Origin of the sequence: Thiomicrorhabdus arctica DSM 13458, assembly GCF_000381085.1 — a bacterium.
Taxonomy (GTDB): domain Bacteria; phylum Pseudomonadota; class Gammaproteobacteria; order Thiomicrospirales; family Thiomicrospiraceae; genus Thiomicrorhabdus; species Thiomicrorhabdus arctica.
The window spans coordinates 208,854-231,197 of sequence record NZ_KB905900.1 but is presented as its reverse complement, the minus strand read 5'-3'; the positions used below and the strand labels follow the sequence as shown (position 1 = coordinate 231,197).

Annotated in this window: 23 protein-coding genes; 21 read left to right on the top strand and 2 right to left on the bottom strand. The window is 42.5% G+C overall.

Annotation, left to right across the window (positions count from 1 at the left end; all coding sequences use genetic code 11):
• Positions 1 to 3: 3 nt before the first annotated feature.
• Positions 4 to 1,032 (bottom strand): porin, encoded by a 1,029-nt coding sequence (locus F612_RS0109550; RefSeq protein WP_019557544.1) that lies wholly within the window; start codon positions 1,030 to 1,032, stop codon positions 4 to 6.
• Positions 1,033 to 1,565: 533 nt separating this feature from the next.
• On the opposite strand from F612_RS0109550, the gene mnmG reads away from it, so the two are divergent.
• The 17 genes from mnmG to ubiA all read left to right on the top strand — a co-directional run bounded on the left by mnmG (position 1,566) and on the right by ubiA (position 16,241).
• Positions 1,566 to 3,503, top strand: coding sequence for a tRNA uridine-5-carboxymethylaminomethyl(34) synthesis enzyme MnmG (mnmG, locus tag F612_RS0109545; RefSeq protein ID WP_019557543.1), 1,938 nt, complete (start codon positions 1,566 to 1,568; stop codon positions 3,501 to 3,503).
• 48 nt (positions 3,504 to 3,551) lie between these two features.
• A complete protein-coding gene (gene rsmG, locus F612_RS0109540; RefSeq protein ID WP_019557542.1) occupies positions 3,552 to 4,190 on the top strand; it encodes a 16S rRNA (guanine(527)-N(7))-methyltransferase RsmG in 639 nt (212 codons plus the stop codon).
• Between the two features lie 58 nt (positions 4,191 to 4,248).
• Positions 4,249 to 5,016, top strand: a complete 768-nt coding sequence (locus F612_RS0109535; protein WP_019557541.1) for a ParA family protein — start codon at positions 4,249 to 4,251, stop codon at positions 5,014 to 5,016.
• Positions 5,017 to 5,052: 36 nt separating this feature from the next.
• Positions 5,053 to 5,922: a ParB/RepB/Spo0J family partition protein gene (locus tag F612_RS0109530; protein ID WP_026329718.1), complete on the top strand. Its 870-nt coding sequence runs from the start codon at positions 5,053 to 5,055 to the stop codon at positions 5,920 to 5,922.
• A gap of 239 nt (positions 5,923 to 6,161) precedes the next feature.
• Positions 6,162 to 6,446: an AtpZ/AtpI family protein gene (locus F612_RS0109525; protein ID WP_019557539.1), complete on the top strand. Its 285-nt coding sequence runs from the start codon at positions 6,162 to 6,164 to the stop codon at positions 6,444 to 6,446.
• Positions 6,430 to 6,795, top strand: coding sequence for an ATP synthase subunit I (locus F612_RS0109520; RefSeq protein ID WP_019557538.1), 366 nt, complete (start codon positions 6,430 to 6,432; stop codon positions 6,793 to 6,795). Before F612_RS0109525 ends, F612_RS0109520 begins: the two co-directional genes overlap by 17 nt.
• Positions 6,796 to 6,806: 11 nt before the next feature.
• Positions 6,807 to 7,622, top strand: a complete 816-nt coding sequence (gene atpB, locus F612_RS0109515) for a F0F1 ATP synthase subunit A (RefSeq protein ID WP_019557537.1) — start codon at positions 6,807 to 6,809, stop codon at positions 7,620 to 7,622.
• Positions 7,623 to 7,784: 162 nt separating this feature from the next.
• The gene (atpE, locus tag F612_RS0109510) at positions 7,785 to 8,075 is read left to right on the top strand and encodes a F0F1 ATP synthase subunit C (RefSeq protein ID WP_019557536.1); all 291 of its coding nucleotides are present in this window, start codon (positions 7,785 to 7,787) and stop codon (positions 8,073 to 8,075) included.
• 56 nt (positions 8,076 to 8,131) lie between these two features.
• Complete coding sequence (locus F612_RS0109505) at positions 8,132 to 8,602, top strand: F0F1 ATP synthase subunit B (protein WP_019557535.1); 471 nt, start codon at positions 8,132 to 8,134, stop codon at positions 8,600 to 8,602.
• Positions 8,603 to 8,612: 10 nt separating this feature from the next.
• Positions 8,613 to 9,149, top strand: a complete 537-nt coding sequence (locus F612_RS0109500; RefSeq protein ID WP_019557534.1) for a F0F1 ATP synthase subunit delta — start codon at positions 8,613 to 8,615, stop codon at positions 9,147 to 9,149.
• Positions 9,150 to 9,164: 15 nt separating this feature from the next.
• Positions 9,165 to 10,706: a F0F1 ATP synthase subunit alpha gene (atpA, locus tag F612_RS0109495; RefSeq protein WP_019557533.1), complete on the top strand. Its 1,542-nt coding sequence runs from the start codon at positions 9,165 to 9,167 to the stop codon at positions 10,704 to 10,706.
• 14 nt (positions 10,707 to 10,720) lie between these two features.
• Positions 10,721 to 11,584, top strand: coding sequence for a F0F1 ATP synthase subunit gamma (gene atpG, locus F612_RS0109490; RefSeq protein ID WP_019557532.1), 864 nt, complete (start codon positions 10,721 to 10,723; stop codon positions 11,582 to 11,584).
• Between the two features lie 32 nt (positions 11,585 to 11,616).
• Positions 11,617 to 12,996 carry a F0F1 ATP synthase subunit beta gene (gene atpD, locus F612_RS0109485; RefSeq protein ID WP_019557531.1) on the top strand — a complete coding sequence of 460 codons (1,380 nt, stop codon included), beginning with the start codon at positions 11,617 to 11,619 and terminating at the stop codon, positions 12,994 to 12,996.
• A 6-nt stretch (positions 12,997 to 13,002) separates the two neighbouring features.
• Complete coding sequence (locus F612_RS0109480) at positions 13,003 to 13,437, top strand: F0F1 ATP synthase subunit epsilon (protein ID WP_019557530.1); 435 nt, start codon at positions 13,003 to 13,005, stop codon at positions 13,435 to 13,437.
• Positions 13,438 to 13,691: 254 nt separating this feature from the next.
• The gene (gene glmU, locus F612_RS0109475) at positions 13,692 to 15,062 is read left to right on the top strand and encodes a bifunctional UDP-N-acetylglucosamine diphosphorylase/glucosamine-1-phosphate N-acetyltransferase GlmU (RefSeq protein WP_019557529.1); all 1,371 of its coding nucleotides are present in this window, start codon (positions 13,692 to 13,694) and stop codon (positions 15,060 to 15,062) included.
• Positions 15,063 to 15,118: 56 nt separating this feature from the next.
• On the top strand, positions 15,119 to 15,388 hold the full coding sequence (locus tag F612_RS0109470) for a hypothetical protein (protein WP_019557528.1): 270 nt from the start codon (positions 15,119 to 15,121) through the stop codon (positions 15,386 to 15,388).
• On the top strand, positions 15,381 to 16,241 hold the full coding sequence (ubiA, locus tag F612_RS0109465) for a 4-hydroxybenzoate octaprenyltransferase (protein ID WP_019557527.1): 861 nt from the start codon (positions 15,381 to 15,383) through the stop codon (positions 16,239 to 16,241). Before F612_RS0109470 ends, ubiA begins: the two co-directional genes overlap by 8 nt.
• 76 nt (positions 16,242 to 16,317) lie before the next feature.
• Here the strand turns inward: ubiA and F612_RS0109460 are convergent, their stop codons facing one another.
• Positions 16,318 to 16,836, bottom strand: coding sequence for a hypothetical protein (locus tag F612_RS0109460; RefSeq protein WP_019557526.1), 519 nt, complete (start codon positions 16,834 to 16,836; stop codon positions 16,318 to 16,320).
• A 51-nt stretch (positions 16,837 to 16,887) separates the two neighbouring features.
• Between F612_RS0109460 and F612_RS0109455 the strand changes: the two genes are divergently transcribed.
• From F612_RS0109455 to F612_RS0109440, 4 genes are all read left to right on the top strand, one after another.
• Positions 16,888 to 18,012 (top strand): hypothetical protein, encoded by a 1,125-nt coding sequence (locus F612_RS0109455; RefSeq protein ID WP_157760528.1) that lies wholly within the window; start codon positions 16,888 to 16,890, stop codon positions 18,010 to 18,012.
• A 411-nt stretch (positions 18,013 to 18,423) separates the two neighbouring features.
• Positions 18,424 to 19,260 (top strand): HAD-IIB family hydrolase, encoded by an 837-nt coding sequence (locus tag F612_RS0109450; protein ID WP_019557524.1) that lies wholly within the window; start codon positions 18,424 to 18,426, stop codon positions 19,258 to 19,260.
• Between the two features lie 49 nt (positions 19,261 to 19,309).
• Complete coding sequence (locus F612_RS0109445) at positions 19,310 to 20,548, top strand: glycosyltransferase family protein (protein ID WP_019557523.1); 1,239 nt, start codon at positions 19,310 to 19,312, stop codon at positions 20,546 to 20,548.
• Between the two features lie 26 nt (positions 20,549 to 20,574).
• Positions 20,575 to 22,332 (top strand): sugar phosphorylase, encoded by a 1,758-nt coding sequence (locus F612_RS0109440; RefSeq protein ID WP_019557522.1) that lies wholly within the window; start codon positions 20,575 to 20,577, stop codon positions 22,330 to 22,332.
• The last annotated feature ends 12 nt before the right edge of the window (positions 22,333 to 22,344 follow it).

Here is a 22,344-nt window from a genome sequence, read left to right as displayed (position 1 = left end):
ATTTTAAAAGTCGTACCGTGCACCAACTGCAAAAGCAGAACCGTTGGTTTTGGCATGATAACCTGCTAGAACATCAAATGATTCTGAGTTTTTAGTATAGATGGCATAGCCATGATCTTCATAGAAATATTCCATAAAGACTTTCAGGTTTTTGGTGTATTGATAATCTACGCCGAGATGGTAGGAGTCGCCTTGGAAGAATGCGCTTGCATCATCCGATACATCACCTTTTGAATAGAGTGCTTTGAAGGTATAGTTTTTAAGTTGGTACGACATATACATGTTATAGATCATTGGATCAGCCTGGATGGTTCCAGCTGGGGAATCAAGTTGTTCTACCTTTGTCGCAAAACGCCAAGGCCCTGTGGTGTAAGCCGCCGAGGCGCCTAAGATATTCGCGACGCCATCGATAGAGTCTTGATAAGCGACAGCGAGGGATAATCCATCCATAGCGTAGGTTAAAGCAGCTTGATTAGTATCCAGATAAGACTCACCTTTTCCATCAACCATATCGACCATCGATGCCGTTGCAGTGAACCCTGAAAAATTGGGAGTTGTGTAGGTTAGCGCCTCACGTCTGAAACTTGCATGGGTTGCAAAACCGGAATAGAAAGAGCTGAAGTAATCAACGGGATACGCAACGGCATTGTAATAAGCTAACCACTGCTTACCGATGTCCATGGAACCCCAGTCTCCTGACGCCGTTAACTTGTAAATTCTTGGAGAGTTGTTGTTTTTGTAAAAGCCTTCAAAATACGAAGGGTCTTCGGCTTTCATTTGTTGAATATTGAAAGGAATTTCAATTTTTGCACTAAGTTTGGTGCCGTTATTTAAAGGATAATTTGCGATAACACCAAAACGCGAGTAAGCATCTCGAACGTCAGTGTAAGAATTGTTTTGACCCGGTTTGGCCTTATCTACGGTCACATATTCTGCTTGTGCTCTAAGGGATCCATAAGGTTCAACGGTGAGTTCAGCAAACGCGGGGAGTGGACTTAGGCAGATAGCACCTGCAATGAGTGATTTTTTCACGATTAATCCTTAATTTGAATTTAGTAGTTTTAACTACCTTAACACACGGCTGTGCATCTGCGCTATTTTTCAAAGGCGATATTGACGTGGATATGCTTTATAAAAGGCCTCTAATGACCATTACGATAGTAGCTAGAGCATGATTTGGTGTTTTATTAAATCCATTAACATGGGTAATCTTACTTTTTGGGTTTAGTTTCAACGTTTCACTCTTGAGTGTTAGCCGTACATGCCTTAAAGGAAAGTTACAGCGACTGACAATCTTTAAACAAGGCAAACCTTACATTTAACCAATGGGATTGACTTAAGATAAAGTCCGCACTGCATCATGATATATCCATTAAAAAAGGCGTGGTGTGATACACGGGTTATAGGTCTTATAAAAAGCCAATCTTCAAAAAAACTGCTCGCTTGAGTTTGTGCTAAAATAGGCTGCTTATTTGTTGAAAATGCAACGCAACAAAGCTTCTAAAAACAGGAGTTTTTTGTCGGGTTAAATTAGTGGCGGTGCTTTGCATCGCAGGGGTTAAAGAATGGAACAGTCGTTTGATAATTATGATGTGATTGTGGTCGGCGGTGGCCATGCAGGGACAGAAGCGGCATTAGCCTCTGCGCGCATGGGATTAAAGACTATTTTACTGACACATAATATTGACAGTCTTGGACAAATGTCCTGTAATCCTGCGATTGGTGGAATCGGTAAAGGACACTTGGTTAAGGAGATTGATGCACTGGGCGGCGCAATGGCAATGGCGATTGATGAGGCCGGGATTCAGTTTAGAATTTTAAATGCCTCTAAAGGTCCTGCTGTACGTGCCACTCGCGCACAGGCTGACCGGGTATTGTATCGTCAAGCGATCCGCATGCGTTTAGAGAATCAAGAAAACCTCAGTATCTTCCAACAACCGGTTGAAGATGTGATTTTAGACGGCGATAACATTCGCGGTGTTGAAACCAAGATGGGGCTGAAATTTTACGCCAATCAAGTGGTCTTGACGGTAGGCACTTTCTTAGCTGGTCGTATTCATATAGGTCTGGAAAACTATGAAGGAGGTCGAGCCGGTGATGAGCCAGCTAACCGTCTTGCAGCGCGTTTACGCGAGTTGGCACTGCCGGTGGGTCGTCTCAAAACGGGTACACCTCCACGTATTGATGCGCGCACAGTTGATTTCAGCGCGATGCAAATTCAACATGGTGACGTGCCTGTTCCCGTGTTTTCCTATATGGGCAAAGCGGCTATGCATCCTAGGCAGGTACCCTGTTACATCACTTACACTAATCCACAAACGCACGCCGCCATTATGGCCTCTTTAGATCAGTCACCAATGTATTCTGACCAAGGTGAAATTGACAGTGTTGGTCCGAGGTATTGTCCATCGATAGAAGATAAGGTCATGCGTTTTGCGGATAAAGATCAGCATCAAGTCTTTATCGAACCAGAAGGCTTGACCACAAATGAATTGTATCCCAATGGAATTTCAACCAGCTTGCCTTATGAAACACAGATGAAAATTGTACAATCCATGAAAGGGCTGGAGAATGCTAAAATTATGCGCCCTGGTTATGCCATCGAATATGATTATTTTGACCCGCGTGGTTTGAAGCCCACGTTAGAGACAGAGGCTATTCACGGTCTGTTTTTTGCTGGACAAATTAACGGCACAACAGGTTATGAAGAAGCTGCGGCACAAGGCATCTTGGCTGGCATTAATGCCGGACGCCGTGCCCAGTTGAAAGATCAATGGTATCCGCGCCGAGATGAGGCCTATTTGGGCGTTTTGGTAGATGATTTAGTGACCATGGGTACTAATGAACCTTATCGCATGTTTACCTCCCGTGCCGAATATCGACTGATGTTACGTGAAGACAATGCCGATCAGCGTTTAACAGCGGTTGCGCGCGAGATGGGTTTGATTGATGATACCCGCTGGGCTGCTTATCAAGGTAAATTAGAGTCTCTTGAAAATGAAGTTTCGCGTTTGAAAGAGACCTGGATTTATCCATCGCATCCCGAAGCGAAGCAGGCTGAAGTGTTGATGGAGTTACCTCTCAGCAAGGAGCAAACATTATTTGATTTATTAAAACGTCCAAATGTTGCTTACGATGCATTGGCGGAACTGGAAGTATTTGGTAAGGGTCTTGCAGACAGCACTGTCATTGATCAAATAGAGATACAAGCTAAGTATTCAGGTTATATTGATCGTCAAATGCAACAGATTGAAAAAATGAAGCGTTCTGAATCCGTGGAAATTCCAGTCAGTTTGAATTTAGACAATATTTCAGGTCTTTCAAATGAAGTAAAACAGAAAATACGTGATCATAAACCGGCTAATTTAGGAATGGCGAGTCGTATTCAAGGTATTACACCAGCGGCGATTTCTATTTTATTAATTGCCATCAAAAAAGCACGCTCAAATGGGGGTCAAGGACTTAAGGATTCCCAGATAGAGTCAAATGTTAAAGGCGCGTAAGATGAGCGCCCTAATCAGCTGTATGTATAAACTAATTTTAGGTAAATCATGGCACTTAAAGCACTAAAACCCCAGCTGAAAGCGGGTTTGACCGAACTTGATTTGTCATTAACGGATGCTCAGGTTGATCGACTTATACAATATTTGACCTTATTACAAAAGTGGAATAAGGTTTATAATCTGACGGCCATTCGAGACCCAGAAGAGATGTTGATTAAACATCTTTTAGACAGTTTAGCTGTCGTGCCATTTATAGTAAGCGAACGCATTATTGATGTTGGAACGGGAGGTGGTTTGCCTGGCATTCCATTGGCCATCTGCTTTCCCGATAAAACCGTTGATTTGTTAGACAGTAATAGTAAAAAAACCCGTTTTTTAATTCAGGCTAAAGCAGAATTAGGTTTGGTAAATACTCAGGTTATTCATGATCGTGTCGAAAACTACCGACCTATATCACGCTATGATGCCGTTATTTCGCGAGCTTTTGCCTCCATGCAAGATATGTTGCACTGGACAGATCATTTGCTGTCAGATAATGGTATTTGGTGGGCGATGAAAGGGCAGCAAGAATTTGAGGATTTAACCTCTCTACCAGGCCTGGTCGTTATTGAAGAGACGATTCCGTTGAAGGTACCAGGCTTGGATGCAGAACGTATGCTCATTAAGGCATTAAAGCAAAAGCAGTAACCGTTACCAAGTAAAATGAATCTATCAAATAACACTAAGCGATAATTAAGGACAGTACGTGGGAAGAGTGATTGCAATTGCCAACCAAAAAGGCGGCGTGGGGAAGACGACCTCTAGCGTCAATTTGGCTGCCGCCTTAGCCCGTTTGGGTAAAAATGTTCTGTTGATTGATTTGGATCCCCAGGGCAATGCCACGGTTTCCGTGGGTGTTAACAAGGATCAGCTTAACGCTTCGGTATTTGAAGTCTTGATCGGAGAGTGTAAAACCAAAGCGGCAATTGTTCGTGTCGAGCAAACCGGTATTGATCTGTTGCCCGCTAATGGAGACTTAACCGCTGCTGAAGTGGTTTTGCTTGAAGAAGGTATGGGGCCAAAACGGCTGCGTAAGGCTTTGAAAAAGGTACGTGAACAGTATGATGCAATCATTATTGACTGTCCACCAACGCTTAATATGCTGACATTGAATGCTTTAACAGCAGCCGATGGTATTGTGGTTCCAGTCCAGTGTGAGTTCTTTGCCTTGGAAGGCTTATCTTCTCTGATGAGCACCATTGCGACCATTCAAGGCGAATTGAATCCTGATTTACATATAGACGGTTTACTCAGAACCATGCATGATCGTCGTAACAACTTAGCCAATGATGTCTCCCATGAATTAGTGAGTCATTTTGGGGTGAAGGTGTTACAAACGATTGTCCCTAGGAATGTTCGTCTAGCCGAAGCGCCAAGTCATGGTGAGTCCATTTTAGATTATGATGTTGCATCGAATGGTGCAATTGCTTACTTGGCATTGGCAAACGAGCTAACTCGCAAGACACAGTTGTAATACACAAATCAGATAGTAAATAAAGGTAGAGTTTACGTGGTTAAGAAACGTTCAGGAATGGGAAAGCTGGGTATTCACGCTATGATTGGCGCAAAACAGAAGGTGGAGAATAGTAGTGCTGATTTACGCATTGAGAAGGTGTCGCTTTCTCAGCTTCAGCCCGGTCAGTTCCAACCTAGGCAGCAGTTCAATGATGACTCCCTGCAAGAACTGGCCGATTCCATTAAGGTTCAGGGTATTGTTCAACCTATTATTGTCCGCCCAATCGGTGCAGATAAATATGAAATAATTGCTGGTGAGCGTCGTTGGAGAGCTTCTAAGCTGGCCGGGCTTGATAAGGTCCCAGTAGTTATTCGCCAAGCTGACAGTCAAGCGACATTGGCGATGGCGTTGATTGAAAATATTCAACGCGAAGACCTTAATCCGATTGAAACAGCCATAGGGTTGCAGCGATTGTTAAAAGAATTTGATTTAACTCAGCAAGCTGTTGCGGATGCCGTAGGGCGTTCCCGGGCAGCTGTCTCCAACTTATTGAGATTATTAAAGCTGCCTAAGAATATTCAAAATAATTTACATGATGGCCTGTTGAGTATGGGGCATGCAAGAGCAATTATCAGTTTGCCGGAAGTGGTACAGGAGGATCTTGCAAATAAGGCGATTGATAAGGGCTGGTCAGTCCGTGAAATAGAAGAGGCTGCTCAGCAGTTTTTAGTGCCCAAGAAATTAGTCAATGAGGCAAAGAAAAAAGCCGTGCCTGGTTTTGATGAGGTAATGTCGAAACAAGATGAGCTAGCGGTAAGACTTTCAGCCCCCGTTAAAATAAACCACCGCGAAAATGGACGAGGAAAAATTGAAATTAGTTATCAAGATATGGCTGAACTCAATCGATTATTAAATCTGTTTTAAGTTAGTAAGAAAATATAACCGTCTTTAATGGAACTGTCATATAGGATTTTAATATGTATATGTTGTGCTTTTTAAAGTAATTATTACCGTATGTAGTTATGGATAGATGCGTTGAAGAGAAAATCTAAAATTTACGGTCAATTAGACTGGCTTTTAGGGTTATAAAACATTATCATGAGCGCCCATTTAGCTTGAACTTAGTATGACTAAAAAGTATCATTAGCGGAGTTTGCCATCAGATGAGTGAGTCGAATAAAACCAAGCCTGATGCTGAGCGAACAAAGCCTCCTGGTGCAGCGGCGAACTATTTGCTGATTAGCGCAGGGTCGATTTTTACATCGATGTTGATTGCAGGCTTTATTGTGGGGTATATGTTGGATCAATTGTTTGATACCACCCCTCTATTTTTCCTCAGCTGTGCCGTACTAGGTTTTATTGGGGGAATACAAAAGGTCCATCAGCTTACGAAGCGATTAGATCCGCCGCTCAAAGAGAAAGAGAGTGAAGATGATCAAAAATCTTGATAAAGCTTTTAAAGTTCAGGGGTTGATTGGAATAATGCTCGTTGTCATTTTTGCAACGCAGGGCCATGCCATAGGTGCAGGCTACGGTTTTTTTATAGGGATCATGAATGTCGTGATGCTGAGCTTTACATTTAGTAAGGCGAGCACTCATGCAGAAGAAGATCCAAAAACCGGAATACTAATTTTATATATGAGTGCAGTGATTAGATTTGTTCTATTAGCTGTGTTATTTGTTTTAGGGCTGTCTTTCCTCGATGCAAGTCAAGCTTTCCCGGTCGTATTAACATTTGTGTTGATGCAATTAGGTCAGCTTTTCAATCTGAAGGGTAAAAGACGTTTGACTGATTAAGGAGTAGACCATTGAGTGCTGAAAAGATGGGAACTGTCGAGTATATTCAACATCACTTGACAAACAATAGCATTGGAGAGGGTTTCTGGACTCTTAACATAGATACCATAGTAGTAAGTCTGATACTGGGTGCATTAATTGTATTTGTATCAGCTCGCTTAGGTAGACAGCTTTCAACAGGTGAGCCTGGTGGATTTCAGAACTTTGTAGAGTCAATTTTAGACTTCGTCGCAACCAATGTTAGAGATGCATTTCCTGGTCATAATCCGATCATTGCACCATTAGCATTAACGATTTTTATCTGGGTATGGTTAATGAACTTCATGGATATGATTCCAGTTGATTTATTTCCATACTTGTTTCAGTTGATTACAGGTGATTCTCACGCATTTTTGAAAATAGTCCCTACAACCGATTTAAATACGACCTTGGCTATGGCTTTAACCGTTTTTGTACTGATTATTTTCTATAGCATCAAAATTAAAGGTGTGTGGGGCTTCACTAAAATGTTCCTCTTCCACCCTTTTGGAAAATTCTTTATACCTGTGAATATCGTAATGACATTCATTGAAGAAATTTCAAAACCACTTTCTCTTGCTTTGCGACTGTTCGGTAACATGTTCGCAGGGGAACTTGTATTCCTACTGATCGCTTTGATCGGTGGAACTTTAGCAGTGGGTGCCGCTGCTCTATTCTGGGCTCCATTACAGATTATTCTAGATCTTGGTTGGTTGATTTTCCACTTGCTGGTCATCACTCTTCAAGCCTTTATCTTTATGGTGCTCACAATTGTTTATCTTGGAATGGCTCACGACGAAAGTCACTAAACCAATCAAAGATAACAATTAACGGAATAGGCGACCTTAGACTAATAACACTAGCCTGAGGTCACCAAAAGGGTTTAAGCACACCTACTTTAGTTTCACTACTTAGGTAAAAAGCTTTTTTATTAATTATGTTTTTTTAACTTTAAACTTTGGAGAAAAACGATGGAAGTAACTGCTACTATGATTGCTGATATCTACGCTGCAACTGCTATTGGTGTAGGTGTAATTTTGGCTGCTGCTGGACTGGGTTCAGCTATTGGTTGGGGACTTATTTGTTCTAAAACTCTTGAAGGTATTGCACGTCAGCCAGAAATGCGTCCAGCATTAATGACTAACATGTTCATCTTCGCTGGTTTGATGGAGTCTTTCCCATTCATCATCCTAGCTTTCGCAATGTGGTTCTTATTTGCTAACCCATTTGTTGGTGCAATGACTGCAGCTCTTGGTGCTTAATCCCACCCGACTGTAAATCTAGTACTATTAACTAACGAAATGGCGAGGTAACCACTGTGAGTATTAACGCAACGCTTCTCATCCAGATGATCGCATTTATGCTGTTAATCTGGCTTGTGAACAAAGTGCTGTGGGCACCCCTCTCTAAGCTAATGGAAGATCGTCAGAAGAAAATCGCTGACGGACTTTCTGCTGCAGAGAAAGGTAAGCATGAACTTGAATTAGCTGAACAAAAAGCAAAAGATGTTCTTAAAGATGCTAAAACACAAGCTCAAAACATACTAGGTCAAGCTGAAAAGCGTGGTTCTGAAATCGTAGAAGATGCGAAAGTAAAAGCCACAGAAGAAGCCGGCCGTATTAAAGCTTCAGCCCAAGCCGAAATAGAGCAAGAAGTGAGTCGAGCGCGAGAAGGTCTTCGTAAAGAAGTTTCTTCAATCGCGATATCTGGTGCAGAGAAAATTCTTGGAAAAGAAGTAGATGCTGCAGCACATAATGACATGCTTGAAACCTTGATTAAATCAATCTAAGGATGACTCTATGGCACAATTAATGACAATTGCACGACCTTATGCAGAAGCGGTTTTTGCGCTTTCTTCGGAAGCCAAAAACCTAGCAGTTTGGTCAGATGAATTAGCAAATCTAGCAACGATCTCTCAAGATGTTGCTATGGAAGCTATGATCAAAAATCCAGCCTACTCAGCCGATCAAATCGTCTCAGTGTTCACAGAAGTGATGGGTGGTAATCTGACTGTAGAAGGTAAAAACCTTCTGACTGCTATGGCTGCTAACAAACGTTTAGGCGCTTTATCTGCTGTTTTTGAGGTTTTCGAAACCTTGAAAGCAGAAGCAGAGAAACGCGTTCGAGCGACTGTTATTTCAGCACGTAAAACTACGGTTGAGCAGAAGAAAATATTAAGTGCTGCTTTAAATGCTAAGTTTGACGCCGAAGTAGAAATTACCTATGAAGAAGATACTTCATTGGTTGGCGGCATTAAGATTAAAGTAGGTGACTGGGCTATTGATGGTTCAGCACTTGCACAACTTAAAAAACTTGGCGCAGCAATCGCCCAATAATGGAGAGGAACAAACATGAAATTGAATGCCTCTGAAATCAGCAACCTAATCAAAGATCGCATTAGCGGATTTGACGGTGCAGCTGAGTCTGGCAGTGAAGGGACTGTCGTTAGCATCGCTGACGGTATCGCTCTTGTTCACGGTGTTTCAGACGTAATGTACGGTGAAATGGTTCAGTTCGACGAGAACACATTCGGTATGGCTCTTAACCTAGAGTCAGATTCTGTTGGTGTTGTTGTACTTGGTGAATACGAGCACATTTCTGAAGGTGACAAAGTCACTTGTACAGGTCGTATATTAGAAGTACCAGTAGGTCCAGAACTTAACGGTCGTGTTGTAGACGGTTTAGGTCGTCCAGTCGATGGTAAAGGTCCTATTGAAACTAAGATGACTTCACCTATCGAGCGTATTGCTCCTGGTGTAATCGATCGTCAATCCGTTGACGAGCCAATGATGACTGGTATTAAGTCTATCGATTCGATGATTCCTGTTGGCCGTGGTCAACGTGAGTTAATCATTGGAGATCGTCAGACTGGTAAAACAGCTATCGCAATCGATGCAATCATCTCTCAAAAGAATACTGGTGTTAAATGTATTTACGTAGCCATGGGACAGAAAGCGTCTACCGTTGCTAACGTAGCACGTAAATTAGAAGAGTACGGCGCAATGGATAACACTGTTATCGTTGCAGCAAATGCTTCTGATCCTGCCGCTCTTCAGTACCTTGCAGCGTTTGCTGGTTGTGCTATGGGTGAATACTACCGTGACCGTGGTGAAGATGCGTTGATCATCTATGATGATTTAACAAAACAAGCTCAGTCATACCGTCAGATTTCATTACTACTTCGTCGTCCTCCGGGTCGTGAAGCATTCCCTGGTGATATCTTCTACCTTCATTCTCGTTTACTTGAGCGTGCTGCTCGAGTCAGTGCAGCTTATGTTGAGAAGTTCACCAATGGTGAAGTAAAAGGTAAGACGGGTTCTTTGACTGCGTTACCTATTATTGAGACTCAGGCTGGTGATGTATCTGCTTTCGTACCTACTAACGTAATTTCGATTACGGATGGTCAGATCTTCCTTGAAACAGGTTTATTCTCTCAAGGTATCCGTCCTGCGGTTAACGCTGGTTTGTCTGTATCCCGTGTTGGTGGTGCTGCGCAAACGAAAGCGATCAAAAAATTAGGTGGTAGCATCCGACTAGACTTAGCACAATACCGTGAATTAGCGGCATTTGCTCAGTTTGCATCGGATCTTGATTCTGCGACTAAAGCACAGTTGGAGCGTGGTAAGCGCGTAACTGAACTTATGAAGCAAAAGCAATACTCTCCGCTAACAATTGCTGAGATGGCTATTTCTTTGTATTCTGCAAATGAAGGATACTTAGATGATGTAGAAGTTGATAAGTTATTAGACTTTGAAGCCGCTCTACATTCTCACTTGAATTCTGAAAATGCTGACTTAGCTGCCCAAATTAATGTGAAGGGTGACTGGAATGGCGATATCATCGCAGCTGTAAAAGCTTGTGTTGAGTCATTCAAGGCTAACGGCGTTTACTAATTAAGGAGTAAGCCATGGCAGGCGGTAGTAAAGAAATACGAGCTAAAATTAGCTCCGTAACAAATACCAAAAAAATCACTAAAGCCATGGAAATGGTTGCGGCGTCTAAAATGCGTAAGGCTCAAGCCCGCATGGAAGCGACAAAACCTTACGTCGAAAAAGTGAAGAGAGTCATCGCCCACGTTGCTGGTGCACACCCTGAGTATAAGCATCCTTATACTCAACCTCGTGCAACGGTTAAACGTGTTGGTTTAGTGGTCATCTCTTCTGATCGAGGACTTTGTGGTGGTTTAAACTCAAACTTATTCCGTGCAATTCTTCCTAAGCTTAAGGCTTGGCAAGAGCAAGGTGTCGTGGTTGAGCTTGCCTTAGTGGGTAATAAGTCGCAAACATTCTTCCGTAGTTACGGTGGGAATGTTATAGCGACTGTTTCTGACTTAGGTGACACGCCTCACATTGGGGACCTAGTAGGTACAATCAAGGTTGTCTTAGACAAGTTTGATCAGGGCGACATTGATGAAGTGCATTTAGCTTCTAACGAATTCGTTAATACAATGACGCAGAAACCGACTGTACAAATGCTAGTGCCTTTGCAGGCTGAAGAAAATACAAACGACGGTCAGTGGGACTATTTATATGAACCAGATGCACCTACTGCATTAAACTTATTAATGCGTCGTTATATTGAAGCCACAGTATTTGGTGCTGTTGTAGAAAATGCATCATGTGAGCAAGGCGCTCGTATGGTTGCAATGAAATCTGCAACAGACAATGCTGGTGATATGATCAATGAATTGAAGTTGTCTTATAACAAGGCACGTCAGGCTGCGATCACTGCTGAAATTTCTGAAATCGTTGCTGGTTCAGCAGCTGTTTAAAGTTTGAATGTTTCAATAAAAGGTTAAAGATTATGAGTGGACAAATAGTACAAATTATCGGCGCTGTTATTGACGTCGAGTTTAAAGGTGCTGATTTACCAAATATCTATGACGCGTTACTTGTTGACGGAGTTGATTTAACTCTTGAAGTACAACAACAAATCGGTGACAACAAAGTGCGTACAATCGCAATGGGTTCATCTGATGGGTTAAAGCGTGGCATGGTGGTTTCGAATACGGGTACGGCTATTGAAGTACCTGTAGGTAAAGCAACATTAGGTCGTATCTTCGACGTTCTTGGTAACCCAATTGATAATGCGGGTCCAGTTGAGTCTGAATTTAAGATGAAAATTCACCGTCCAGCACCTGCTTTTGATGAGCTAGCTGCGTCGGCAGAGTTACTAGAAACTGGTGTTAAAGTTATCGATCTAATCTGCCCATTCGCTAAGGGTGGTAAAGTAGGTTTGTTCGGTGGTGCTGGTGTTGGTAAAACAGTTAACATGATGGAATTAATTCGTAATATCGCGATGGAGCATACCGGTTACTCAGTTTTTGCTGGTGTTGGTGAGCGTACTCGTGAAGGTAACGATTTCTATTATGAAATGAAAGAAGCTGGAGTACTTGATAAAGTTGCTCTAGTTTACGGTCAGATGAACGAGCCTCCAGGAAACCGTTTACGTGTTGCCTTGACGGGTTTGACAATGGCTGAATACTTCCGTGATGAAGGGCGTGATATTTTGTTCTTCGTAGATAACATCTACCGTTATACATTGGCTGGTACTGAAGTATCTGCATTGTTAGGACGTTTGCCATCTGCGGTTGGTTATCAGCCTACTTTGACTCAGGAAATGGGTCAGGTACAAGAGCGTATTACATCTACTAAAACGGGCTCTATCACATCTGTTCAAGCGGTATACGTACCTGCAGATGATTTAACAGATCCAGCACCTGCAACGACATTTGCTCACTTAGATGCGACTGTTGTATTGAACCGTGCGATCGCTGAAACAGGTATTTATCCTGCAATCGATCCACTGGATTCAACATCACGTCAGCTTGACCCACTGGTTGTTGGTCAAGAGCATTATGATGTTGCGCGTGGTGTTCAGAAAACGCTTCAGCGTTACAAAGAGCTTAAAGACATCATCGCTATCCTAGGTATGGATGAGCTTTCAGAAGAAGATCGTAATCTTGTGTCTCGTGCACGTAAGATGCAACGTTTCTTCTCTCAGCCTTATTTCGTAGCTAAGGTATTCACTGGTGAAGATGGTCGTTATGTTCCATTAAAAGAAACCATTCGTGGTTTTAAAATGATCATCTCTGGTGAACTTGATGATGTTGCAGAGCAAGCATTTATGTATGCTGGTGACATTGATGAAGTTTTAGAGAAATCTAAAAAATATAAAGGGTAATTTGTTATGGCAGTCTCAATGCAAGTAGATATTGTTAGTGCAGAAGGAGAAATCTTTTCTGGTAAAGCAGAGATGCTTTTTGCACAGGCTGCCGATGGTGAGGTAGGTATTATGCCTCATCATACCCAGTTTTTAAGCCAACTAAAGCCTGGCACAGTACGTGTTGTTAGCGGCGATGAAGAAGATCACTTCTACATCAGCGGCGGCATCATTGAAATCCAACCAAGTATGGTAACTGTATTAGCTGATTCAGCTATTCGTGCAGCGGATCTTGATGAAGCCCAAGCAAATGCAGCGAAACAACGTGCTGTAGAAGCAATGGATAATGCAAAATCTGATACAGATATTGCAAGAGCGCAAGTTGAACTTGCCGAAGCCGTTGCTCAAATTCAAGCGATTACGAAATTACGTGATCGTTTGCATAAGACTGGGATGGCTTAAACGTTATCCTCATAAAAAAGCGCCGAAAGGCGCTTTTTTTTCGCCTATCGTTTTGTTGAGATTGCTTGCTCTCAATCTCTTCGCTGGAAACGAGTCGTGTAGTAAACTACACTCACTTATTCCGCCTTGACCTTGATTCGCAATCAATCTCAACAAACTCGATAGGCATCATTTTATAAAACAAGTTACTAAATAAATGGCTTCTCTTTAGAATCTATCTATTTACTAATTGTTATTATTTTTAGGAAATTACTATGGCCTTAAAAGTTGTTATTCTTGCCGCCGGTAAAGGCACTCGCATGCGTTCTAAATTGCCAAAGGTTTTGCAACCTTTAGCCCAGAAAGCTTTATTGCAACATGTTATTGATACGGCTCAGCAGTTGCATTGTGATGAGGTGATTAACGTGATTGGCCATGGTGCGGAATCTGTTAAATTACATGTAACGGGTGACAACCTGGTTTTTGCGATGCAAGAACAACAACTGGGTACCGGTCATGCCGTCGTGATGGCAAATGATTTTTACTCTGATGAAGATACTGTTCTGATTCTGTATGGTGATGTGCCTTTAACGGCTAAAAAGACATTGGAAGACCTGCTGTCCTTAGTTGATGAAAGACATCCTATAGCGTTATTGACCATTATTCTTGAGGACTCTTCTGGTTATGGTCGCATAGTTCGCGATCAACACCATTCCGTGCAATCGATTGTTGAGCAGAAAGATGCAACGCTTGATCAATTGCTTATTAAAGAGGTGAATACCGGTATTATGGCCGTGAAGGGGGGGCAACTGAAGAGCTGGTTATCAGCACTCGGCAATCATAATGCCCAAGGTGAATACTATTTAACGGATATTATTGCTATGGCAGTCAATGAAGGCTATAGCGTACCGACCACTCAGCCTACAAATGAGATGGAAGTATTAGGGGTCAATGATAAGTCTCAACTGCAAAGCTTAGAACGGAAATATCAGAGAACGTTAGCCAATGTGTTGATGGAGCAGGGTGCGACGTTAATTGATGCCAATCGTTTGGATATTCGGGGTATTGTGACGGTCGGTCAGGATGTATTAATAGACGCCAATGTGATTTTTGAAGGCAGAGTAGTCTTGGGCGAAAATGTGGAAATTGGTGCTCATTGTGTTCTCAAAAACGTGACGATTGCAGACAATACTATCATTCATCCTTTTAGTCACCTTGAAGGTTCGGTCGTTGGCAAAGATTGTGTTGTTGGCCCTTATGCCCGTTTGCGCCCCGGTACTGAATTGGCAGCACACGCTAAAATCGGTAATTTTGTCGAAACCAAAAAGGCCAAAATTGGGTCAGGCTCCAAAATTAATCATCTGAGTTATGTGGGGGATACCATTATGGGAACCGGTGTCAATATCGGTGCAGGAACGATCACCTGTAACTATGATGGTGTCAATAAATACCAAACCATTATTGGTGATAATGTTTTTATAGGCTCTGATTCTCAACTGGTTGCCCCGGTGACCATTGGTGCGGGAGCCACCATTGGTGCTGGCTCGACCATTACTAAGGATGCCTGTGCGGATGAATTAACCTTGAGTCGCTCTAAACAGCTGACCCTTAAAGGTTGGTCAAAACCTGTTAAACAAACAAAATGAGCAGGCCTGGTTATTTAATGCTTTTAAATCGACCGCAATCAATAAGGGGCTAATCCATGCAAGTCGTCGAAGTCCCAGCCAAAAAATGCGAGTTATTCAAACAACTTATGGCGGAAAATCAGTGGCAAATAACTCATCAGGACGCAGGGCAGGCGCATTTGGTCGGCTGGGGTTATGAAATCCATTGGACACTCGACAACCAAAATGCGATTTTACGCTATAACGATAAGCAGGGCGTTGCCACGGCTCTTTTAGAGTTTAGTGACTCGGCGTCAGCGCAAATTCACCACCTGTTAAATCAAATGAATGAAGCCATTGATGACTAAAATTCAAGCCTACATCGCGCTCACGCGTATCAATCGACCTATCGGTATCTATTTAGTACTTTGGCCAGCGCTATGGGCATTGTGGCTAGCTTCAGAGGGAGTACCAGACCTTTCTATTCTGTTTATATTTGTCTGCGGTGCGATTTTGATGCGTTCTGCCGGTTGTGTGATTAATGACTATGCTGACCGCGACATTGATGGCCACGTCGAACGCACTTGTAATCGTCCCTTAGCGACAGGGGTTTTAAGCTCTAAAGAAGCACTGCTTTTCTTTGCTATTTTGTGCCTGATCGCGTTTGGTTTAGTGTTAACACTTAATAACTTGACTGTCTGGCTCTCATTTGGTGCCGTCTTTCTCGCAGCGCTCTATCCCTTTATGAAACGGCACACCCACTGGCCACAAGCTTTTTTAGGCGCCGCTTTTGCCTGGGCGATTCCGATGGCTTTTGCCGCTGTTTCCAATGATGTTCCTTGGCAAGTCTGGCCACTCTTCGTTGCAACACTGGTTTGGTCACTTATTTATGATACTGCTTATGCGGTGGGCGATATGGAGGATGACTTGAACATTGGAGTAAAATCGACGGCAATTTTATTTGGTGACAAGCTTGTATTGTGGACGGGCGTTTTTCAACTGCTGATGCTTGGCTTATTAGGTTGGATAGGACTGCTGTTTACATTAGGGTTGCCTTACTTTGTCAGCCTTGCATTGGTCGCGGTTTGGTTTGGTTATGACCTGAAGCGGTTAGCGCTTAAAAAATCTGAAATCGCTTTTAAAGTCTTTTTACAGAACCATTGGATAGGCGTCATAGTACTAGGCGGAATTGCAGGCGATTACGCTTTAAAAACCTATTAATTAAAGCGTTTTTCATGCGTTGAATAGGCTCTTTCAAAAATGGACCAGGCCTGGTTCGCTTTCAAATTGAAATACGTTATTGTAAGCGAACTTCTGCCGGCATTTCTATAATGGGCGCAAGCTGCAGTGCCCAATCTGCTTGATCAATAACCTGCGCTAATATTTTTAACAATGCACCCATCAGTTCAGCATTGAAAGGTAATACAATTCCGGCCCCTTGTTCAGGTTCTAGAATTAACTGAGGTTGTTCTTCTGGCTGAGTTTTATGTAGAGTGTTAAACGTCATTTTTGCCAGTAGAATCGGTCGTTCACCCAAAGGATATTCTGCATTTTCTGGGGCTTCGTAAGCCGTCCCAAAGTCACCTTCTAATTGGGTCTGTTGTTTTTCCGTTTGATGCATCATTGTCGTTTGTTCATCAAAAAGTGCTTCTCCTGTTGTAGGGTGCTTACCATGCAGTAAAGGCAGCAATAAACTTACAAAACGTCTGGTCATCCACGCTAAATATACCTGCTCATTGAGAGTTTTAATTTTAAGTAGTATTCTATCTTCAGAGTCATTATAGGAGGCTTGAATTTGATTGATTTGATGCGACATGGCCAATGGTTACCGAAAGGGTTGATAAAAAGAGTGGGAAAATCCCAATGCGTGATTATAACTTGTACTCTACTTTGTAGTTTAGGAATCTTTCCAGAGCGCGTTTTTGCACAAACAACAGCGTCCGAATCAGTGCCAGTACCAGTAAAATCTGCAGACCAAGTGACCTCTTCGGATGAAAATCAGATGTTTGAGAAGAGCAATCTTAGCCAGAGTGAGATACCCGAAAAACCGACAGAATATCTCTTTCAGGACATTGAAAGCCCGACTCTCAAATCAGCGTTAAATAAGTTGGAAAAGTGGCAAGCGAGCATGGGTCAATATGTCGATGATACGGGCGAGCGTCTCGATCGGTTTTTTGGAGATAATCAAATTGATGTGACGCGCAAAGGCAGTCAGTTAGATATTCTATTGCCAACGACATTCTATGATAATGGCAAAATGACGACTGGGTTAAATTTTCGTGCACAAATTGACTTACCGAGAACGAATCGCCGTTGGAAAATAGTACTGACCTCTTTTGAAGACTCTTTATACAATGACCAATCTGGTCAAACGGCTCCTAACAAACCAAATACTACATCTCGTGCGATTACCGGTGAAGAAGATAAGACGACCTCTGTTGGTGCACGCTATATGCTGTTTGCCAAGAAAGACTCATTCAGCCACCTAGGGTTTGGTTTAAAATTTACGGATATCATTAATCCCAATCCTTATGCTCGCTTTAGAACCCGTTTTAAATCTAAGTTCTCTGAAAAGTTATCAAGCCGAATAACAAACGATGTCTATCTAGAACGTTCTCGTGGTGCCGCCATTGATACTCAGCAGGTTTTTGATTATCAATGGCAACCGAAAGATCTCATCAGAAGTCAAACCTCTGGCGTTTGGTGGCGCGAGAGAGGTGATTATTTACTGAACCAGAAAGGCATTTGGTACAACATCATCAATCCACATAGAGTACATGCCTACTATGTCAGTGGTAATTGGAAAATGGATAATGAAAATGTGCATTTTACGGATGTATCTATCGGAATGAACTGGCGGGAAAAACTCTATAAAGAGTGGTTATTCGCTGAGCTCGAGCCCAGAGCGATTTGGCACGAAGACAATAATTTTAAAACACCCGATTTAAGTTTGATGCTGCAATTAGAAATGCGATTTTACCCAAACAAATAACCACCCTACGATTTTCTACCTACCTCTTCTAAACATTAGATTCTTCCCGTTATGATAAAGCGATCAGGCCTGGCGAAAACGTCATTTATCACACTGTCTAACTCGTACAGTACCACCTCACATTTAATTTCGTAAGCACACAAACTAAATAAACATGTGCTCTATTTTGGACATTTAATCCATAGTTTGTCTTGTTTTGGATCGATTTATTTAAATTCGTTTGCCTAAACTTTCTACTAATATTGGTCTGTAAGGAGGTGGCTTACAGTGTGTAGGTAGTTGAATTTAAATAAGTAATTTTTTATTTTTGTAATGGCCTTGTCTATAGAAAGTTCATTATATAAGTAAAAATACGTTTGGCACGCTCTTTGCAAGAGGGTGTGAGGGATATCATGCAAGCATCGAGAAAAAATGTCTAACTTGAGAAAACTATTATTTACGGATTTAGACGGTTCTTTACTGGATCACCATAACTATGATTATTCAGCTGCCTTACCAGCAATAAACGCATTAAAAGCGCAAGCTATTCCATGGATATTAAGCACCAGTAAAACTGCAGCAGAAGTTATTGAACTTCGCGCCGAATTAGATAACCACTACCCCTTTATTGTTGAAAATGGTGCAGGTATTTTTTGGGAAGAGGGTTCTGTCTCACCCCAATATTTGCCAAAAAACAGTTTTGTTCAGTCCTGGGGAGAGGGTTTTGAATATATCAGCTTAAACCAGGTATCAATGCATGACATGTTACAACTGGCATCCTTTTATAAAGAACAGTTCAAATTAAATTTTATCGGCTTTTCGGAGATGAGTATTCAGCAGGTCGCGGAGTGCACAGGACTCAGCTGGGTCAAAGCAGCCAAAGCCAAGCAACGTCAATTTTCAGAGCCTTTGCTGTGGCAGGATAGCGAAGAGAACCTTCTAAAATTTCAACAAGCACTAAAGTTACATGGCCTACAGCTTATTAAAGGCGGGCGTTTCATGCACTTAATGGGATTAAGCAGTAAAGGTATGGCATTGCAATGGCTTGCCCAATATTATCACCAGGCCTGGTCACAACCGATACAGACCATGGCATTAGGAGATGGCGATAACGACATTCCCTTATTGGAAGCCAGTGATTGTCCTGTGATTATTCGCTCACCTGTGAATGCGCTCCCTAAAGTAAACCATCCAAATGTCCTATTGACGCAAGAGAACGGCCCTTCAGGGTGGAATCAAGCGGTTTTAAATTGGCTTGAGAGAACATAAAAGACTGTTGAAATTGTAATCAAAAGACCCAAAGCAGGGCGGGAATTGTATGGATTTTTATCAAAACGGCATTATTACCACCTTACATAATCTTATGGACCGCTCGATTGAAGATATGGATGCTGACCTGATTAAGTTCAGTAAAAAGCGGCCAATGGGGCTTATTTTGCCAAGTCTTTATTCTGAATTACAGCTGCCAGCATTGACTAAGATCGTGGAAGAATTGAAGCATGTTCCCTATTTAAAGGAGATTGTCATCGGTTTGGATCGAGCCAACGAAGCTGAGTATCGCCATGCGCTTGAATTTTTCAGTGTCTTACCACAAAGCATTAAAGTGATATGGAATGACGGTCCAAGAATGAAAGCCATCCACAAGAAACTGGTCGCAGAACGAATCGCACCAGAAGCGCCAGGTAAGGGGCGTAATGTCTGGTATATGATTGGTTATGTATTAGGCTCCAACAAGGTTGAAGCCGTCGCTTTGCATGATTGTGATATCACAACGTATGACCGCTCCTTATTAGCAAAACTGATTTACCCGGTCGCTAATCCGCAATTCAACTATGCTTTTGCCAAGGGTTTTTACACACGCATTTCCAACAACACCATGAATGGCCGCGTCACCCGATTGTTAGTCACCCCTTTGATTCGCGCCTTAAAGACCACTGTCGGGATTCATAATGAAAAGGCCAGTGAATTCCTGAACCACATGGATTCCTATCGATACCCGCTGGCAGGTGAGTTTGCCTTCCGTACCGGGGTGATTTCTGATTTACGTATTCCGTCCGATTGGGGACTAGAGATTGGAGTGCTGTCTGAAATGAAACGTAATATCAGCTCTAATCGTATCTGCCAAGTGGATATCGCTGATATTTATGACCACAAACATCAGGAGCTTTCGGCAGATGATGCGCAGACAGGTCTCTCAAAAATGTCGATTGATATCAGTAAGGCTTTTTTCCGTAAACTTGCGGCAGAAGGGGTTGTGTTCTCACAAGAGAGCTTCCGTACCGTCAAAGCCTCTTACTTCCGCATTGCGTTAGATTTGATTGAATCTTATCGTAATGACGCCATTATGAATGGCTTAACGCTGGATGTGCATAAGGAAGAGACCGCGGTAGAGCTGTTTGCCGAAAACATTATCAATGCCGGCAGTCACTTTTTAAAAGCGCCGATGGAAACGCCTTTTATTCCCTCTTGGAACCGAGTCTCTTCGGCATTCCCCGATATTCTAGATGAGATTACTTCAGCGGTTGACGCGGATATGGCTGAGTTTCAGACGAAATAAATGCATTAACTAAGAGGGTCTGCAAAATGGATACAACTCCCCGCTGTCAATACGCTTATGAAGCGTTGTTTGAAAGGTTAACGCCGCTGATTCAATCGCTCTATCCGGCAGAAGATGCCCAAGTTCTAGCGCAACAATTGGTGGCTGCAACAGGTATTCAGGAAAAGGACTGTGCATTACCACAATCGCATGAATCGCACTGGGATGAATCCGATATTATGGTGATTACTTACGGAAACACCATTAAACATCGCGGTGAAGTGCCTTTGCAGACCCTCAAAAAAGTCTTAGATAAATACCTTAAAGACACCGTTTCGATGGTGCATATTTTACCCTACTACCCTTACACGTCAGATGGCGGTTTTGCTGTCAGCGATTATGAAATAATCAACCCTGATTTAGGCACTTGGGAAGATGTTACCGCGATCAGTCAAGACTACAAAATCATGGCGGATTTGGTCATCAACCACTGTTCCAGTGAACATAAATGGTTTCAAGCGTTTATCGAGGGTGATCCGTATTATGTCGACTATTTCGTGGTAGTTGATCCGACGACTGATTGGTCTGAAGTGGTACGCCCCAGAACCACTCCATTACTCAGACCGACCTTGACGGCTGATGGTGAGAAATATGTCTGGTGCACATTCGGTCATGATCAAATTGATTTGAATTTCGCCAACCCTAAAGTCCTATTAGACGTGATGCGGTTAATCTCACTCTATATCGATAAGGGGGCGAGTATTTTTCGTCTAGACGCCATTGGTTTCTTGTGGAAAATAATTGGCACACCTTGTATTCATCTGCCTGAAACCCATCAAGCAGTTCAATTGATGCGCGCTCTAATTGAATACCGTCTACATGACGCCATTATCATCACCGAAACCAATGTGCCTAAAAAAGAGAATCTGACCTATTTTGGTAACGCCAATGAAGCGCATATGGTCTATAACTTCTCTTTACCACCTTTAGTCATTAATGCGATGTTGACGGGTTCAGCAAAACATCTTAAGTCTTGGCTAATGTCGATGCCCCCTGCCCAAATGGGCACAACTTACCTTAACTTTATCGCCAGTCATGATGGTATTGGTGTCCGACCTGCCGAAGGTATGTTGGATGCGGAAGAGTTGCAAAACATGATTCATACTTTGCAGTCCTTTGGTGCGCAAGTCTCTTGGCGTAATGGGGCAAATGGTGAGAAACATCCATATGAAATCAATATCGCTTTGATTGATGCGTTTAAAGGCACTTTTCAGGGGGAAGATCATTACCAGGTTGAACGAATGTTATGCGCTCATGCGATTGCAATTGCATTGGAAGGCGTGCCAGCACTCTATATCCACTCTTTTTTCGGCACTGAAAACGATTATGAGGCGTTGGAGAAAACCCAACACAATCGGGATATCAATCGTCATCAATGGCAGAGTGATTCCTTAGCTACGGTACTCGTTGATAGCCACTCTTTGCATCATAAAGTGTTAACAAAATTGAGTGATTTAATAAAAATTCGTAAAAAACAGCCTGCCTTTCATCCGAATGCGACTCAGTTCACCCTGCATTTACCGGATGAATTGTTTGGTTTTTGGCGACAAAGTTTACGGCGAGATCAAAGTGTTTTTGTGGTCAATAACGTCACTGATCAGTCTCAGGTATTGAGTTTAGGACAGTTGAACTTGATTGATATGGATGAGTGGAAAGAGTTACTCAGCGGTGAGATGATTCCTGATTTATATGGCGAATTTATCTTAGAGCCTTATCAATCTGCCTGGATTACTAATCGTTGGTAGAGTCGGCCAAAA

What these genes read in the sequence shown, in the direction of transcription:
- F612_RS0109450 (WP_019557524.1), top strand. Translation starts at nt 18,424, where the DNA reads ATGTCTAACTTGAGAAAACTATTATTTACGGATTTAGACGGTTCTTTA.
- F612_RS0109440 (WP_019557522.1), top strand. Translation starts at nt 20,575, where the DNA reads ATGGATACAACTCCCCGCTGTCAATACGCTTATGAAGCGTTGTTTGAA.
- rsmG (WP_019557542.1), top strand. Translation starts at nt 3,552, where the DNA reads ATGGCACTTAAAGCACTAAAACCCCAGCTGAAAGCGGGTTTGACCGAA.
- F612_RS0109445 (WP_019557523.1), top strand. Translation starts at nt 19,310, where the DNA reads ATGGATTTTTATCAAAACGGCATTATTACCACCTTACATAATCTTATG.
- glmU (WP_019557529.1), top strand. Translation starts at nt 13,692, where the DNA reads ATGGCCTTAAAAGTTGTTATTCTTGCCGCCGGTAAAGGCACTCGCATG.
- F612_RS0109525 (WP_019557539.1), top strand. Translation starts at nt 6,162, where the DNA reads ATGAGTGAGTCGAATAAAACCAAGCCTGATGCTGAGCGAACAAAGCCT.
- atpD (WP_019557531.1), top strand. Translation starts at nt 11,617, where the DNA reads ATGAGTGGACAAATAGTACAAATTATCGGCGCTGTTATTGACGTCGAG.
- atpE (WP_019557536.1), top strand. Translation starts at nt 7,785, where the DNA reads ATGGAAGTAACTGCTACTATGATTGCTGATATCTACGCTGCAACTGCT.
- F612_RS0109520 (WP_019557538.1), top strand. Translation starts at nt 6,430, where the DNA reads ATGATCAAAAATCTTGATAAAGCTTTTAAAGTTCAGGGGTTGATTGGA.
- F612_RS0109500 (WP_019557534.1), top strand. Translation starts at nt 8,613, where the DNA reads ATGGCACAATTAATGACAATTGCACGACCTTATGCAGAAGCGGTTTTT.
- atpA (WP_019557533.1), top strand. Translation starts at nt 9,165, where the DNA reads ATGAAATTGAATGCCTCTGAAATCAGCAACCTAATCAAAGATCGCATT.
- ubiA (WP_019557527.1), top strand. Translation starts at nt 15,381, where the DNA reads ATGACTAAAATTCAAGCCTACATCGCGCTCACGCGTATCAATCGACCT.
- F612_RS0109470 (WP_019557528.1), top strand. Translation starts at nt 15,119, where the DNA reads ATGCAAGTCGTCGAAGTCCCAGCCAAAAAATGCGAGTTATTCAAACAA.
- F612_RS0109460 (WP_019557526.1), bottom strand. Translation starts at nt 16,836, where the DNA reads ATGTCGCATCAAATCAATCAAATTCAAGCCTCCTATAATGACTCTGAA.
- atpG (WP_019557532.1), top strand. Translation starts at nt 10,721, where the DNA reads ATGGCAGGCGGTAGTAAAGAAATACGAGCTAAAATTAGCTCCGTAACA.
- F612_RS0109480 (WP_019557530.1), top strand. Translation starts at nt 13,003, where the DNA reads ATGGCAGTCTCAATGCAAGTAGATATTGTTAGTGCAGAAGGAGAAATC.
- mnmG (WP_019557543.1), top strand. Translation starts at nt 1,566, where the DNA reads ATGGAACAGTCGTTTGATAATTATGATGTGATTGTGGTCGGCGGTGGC.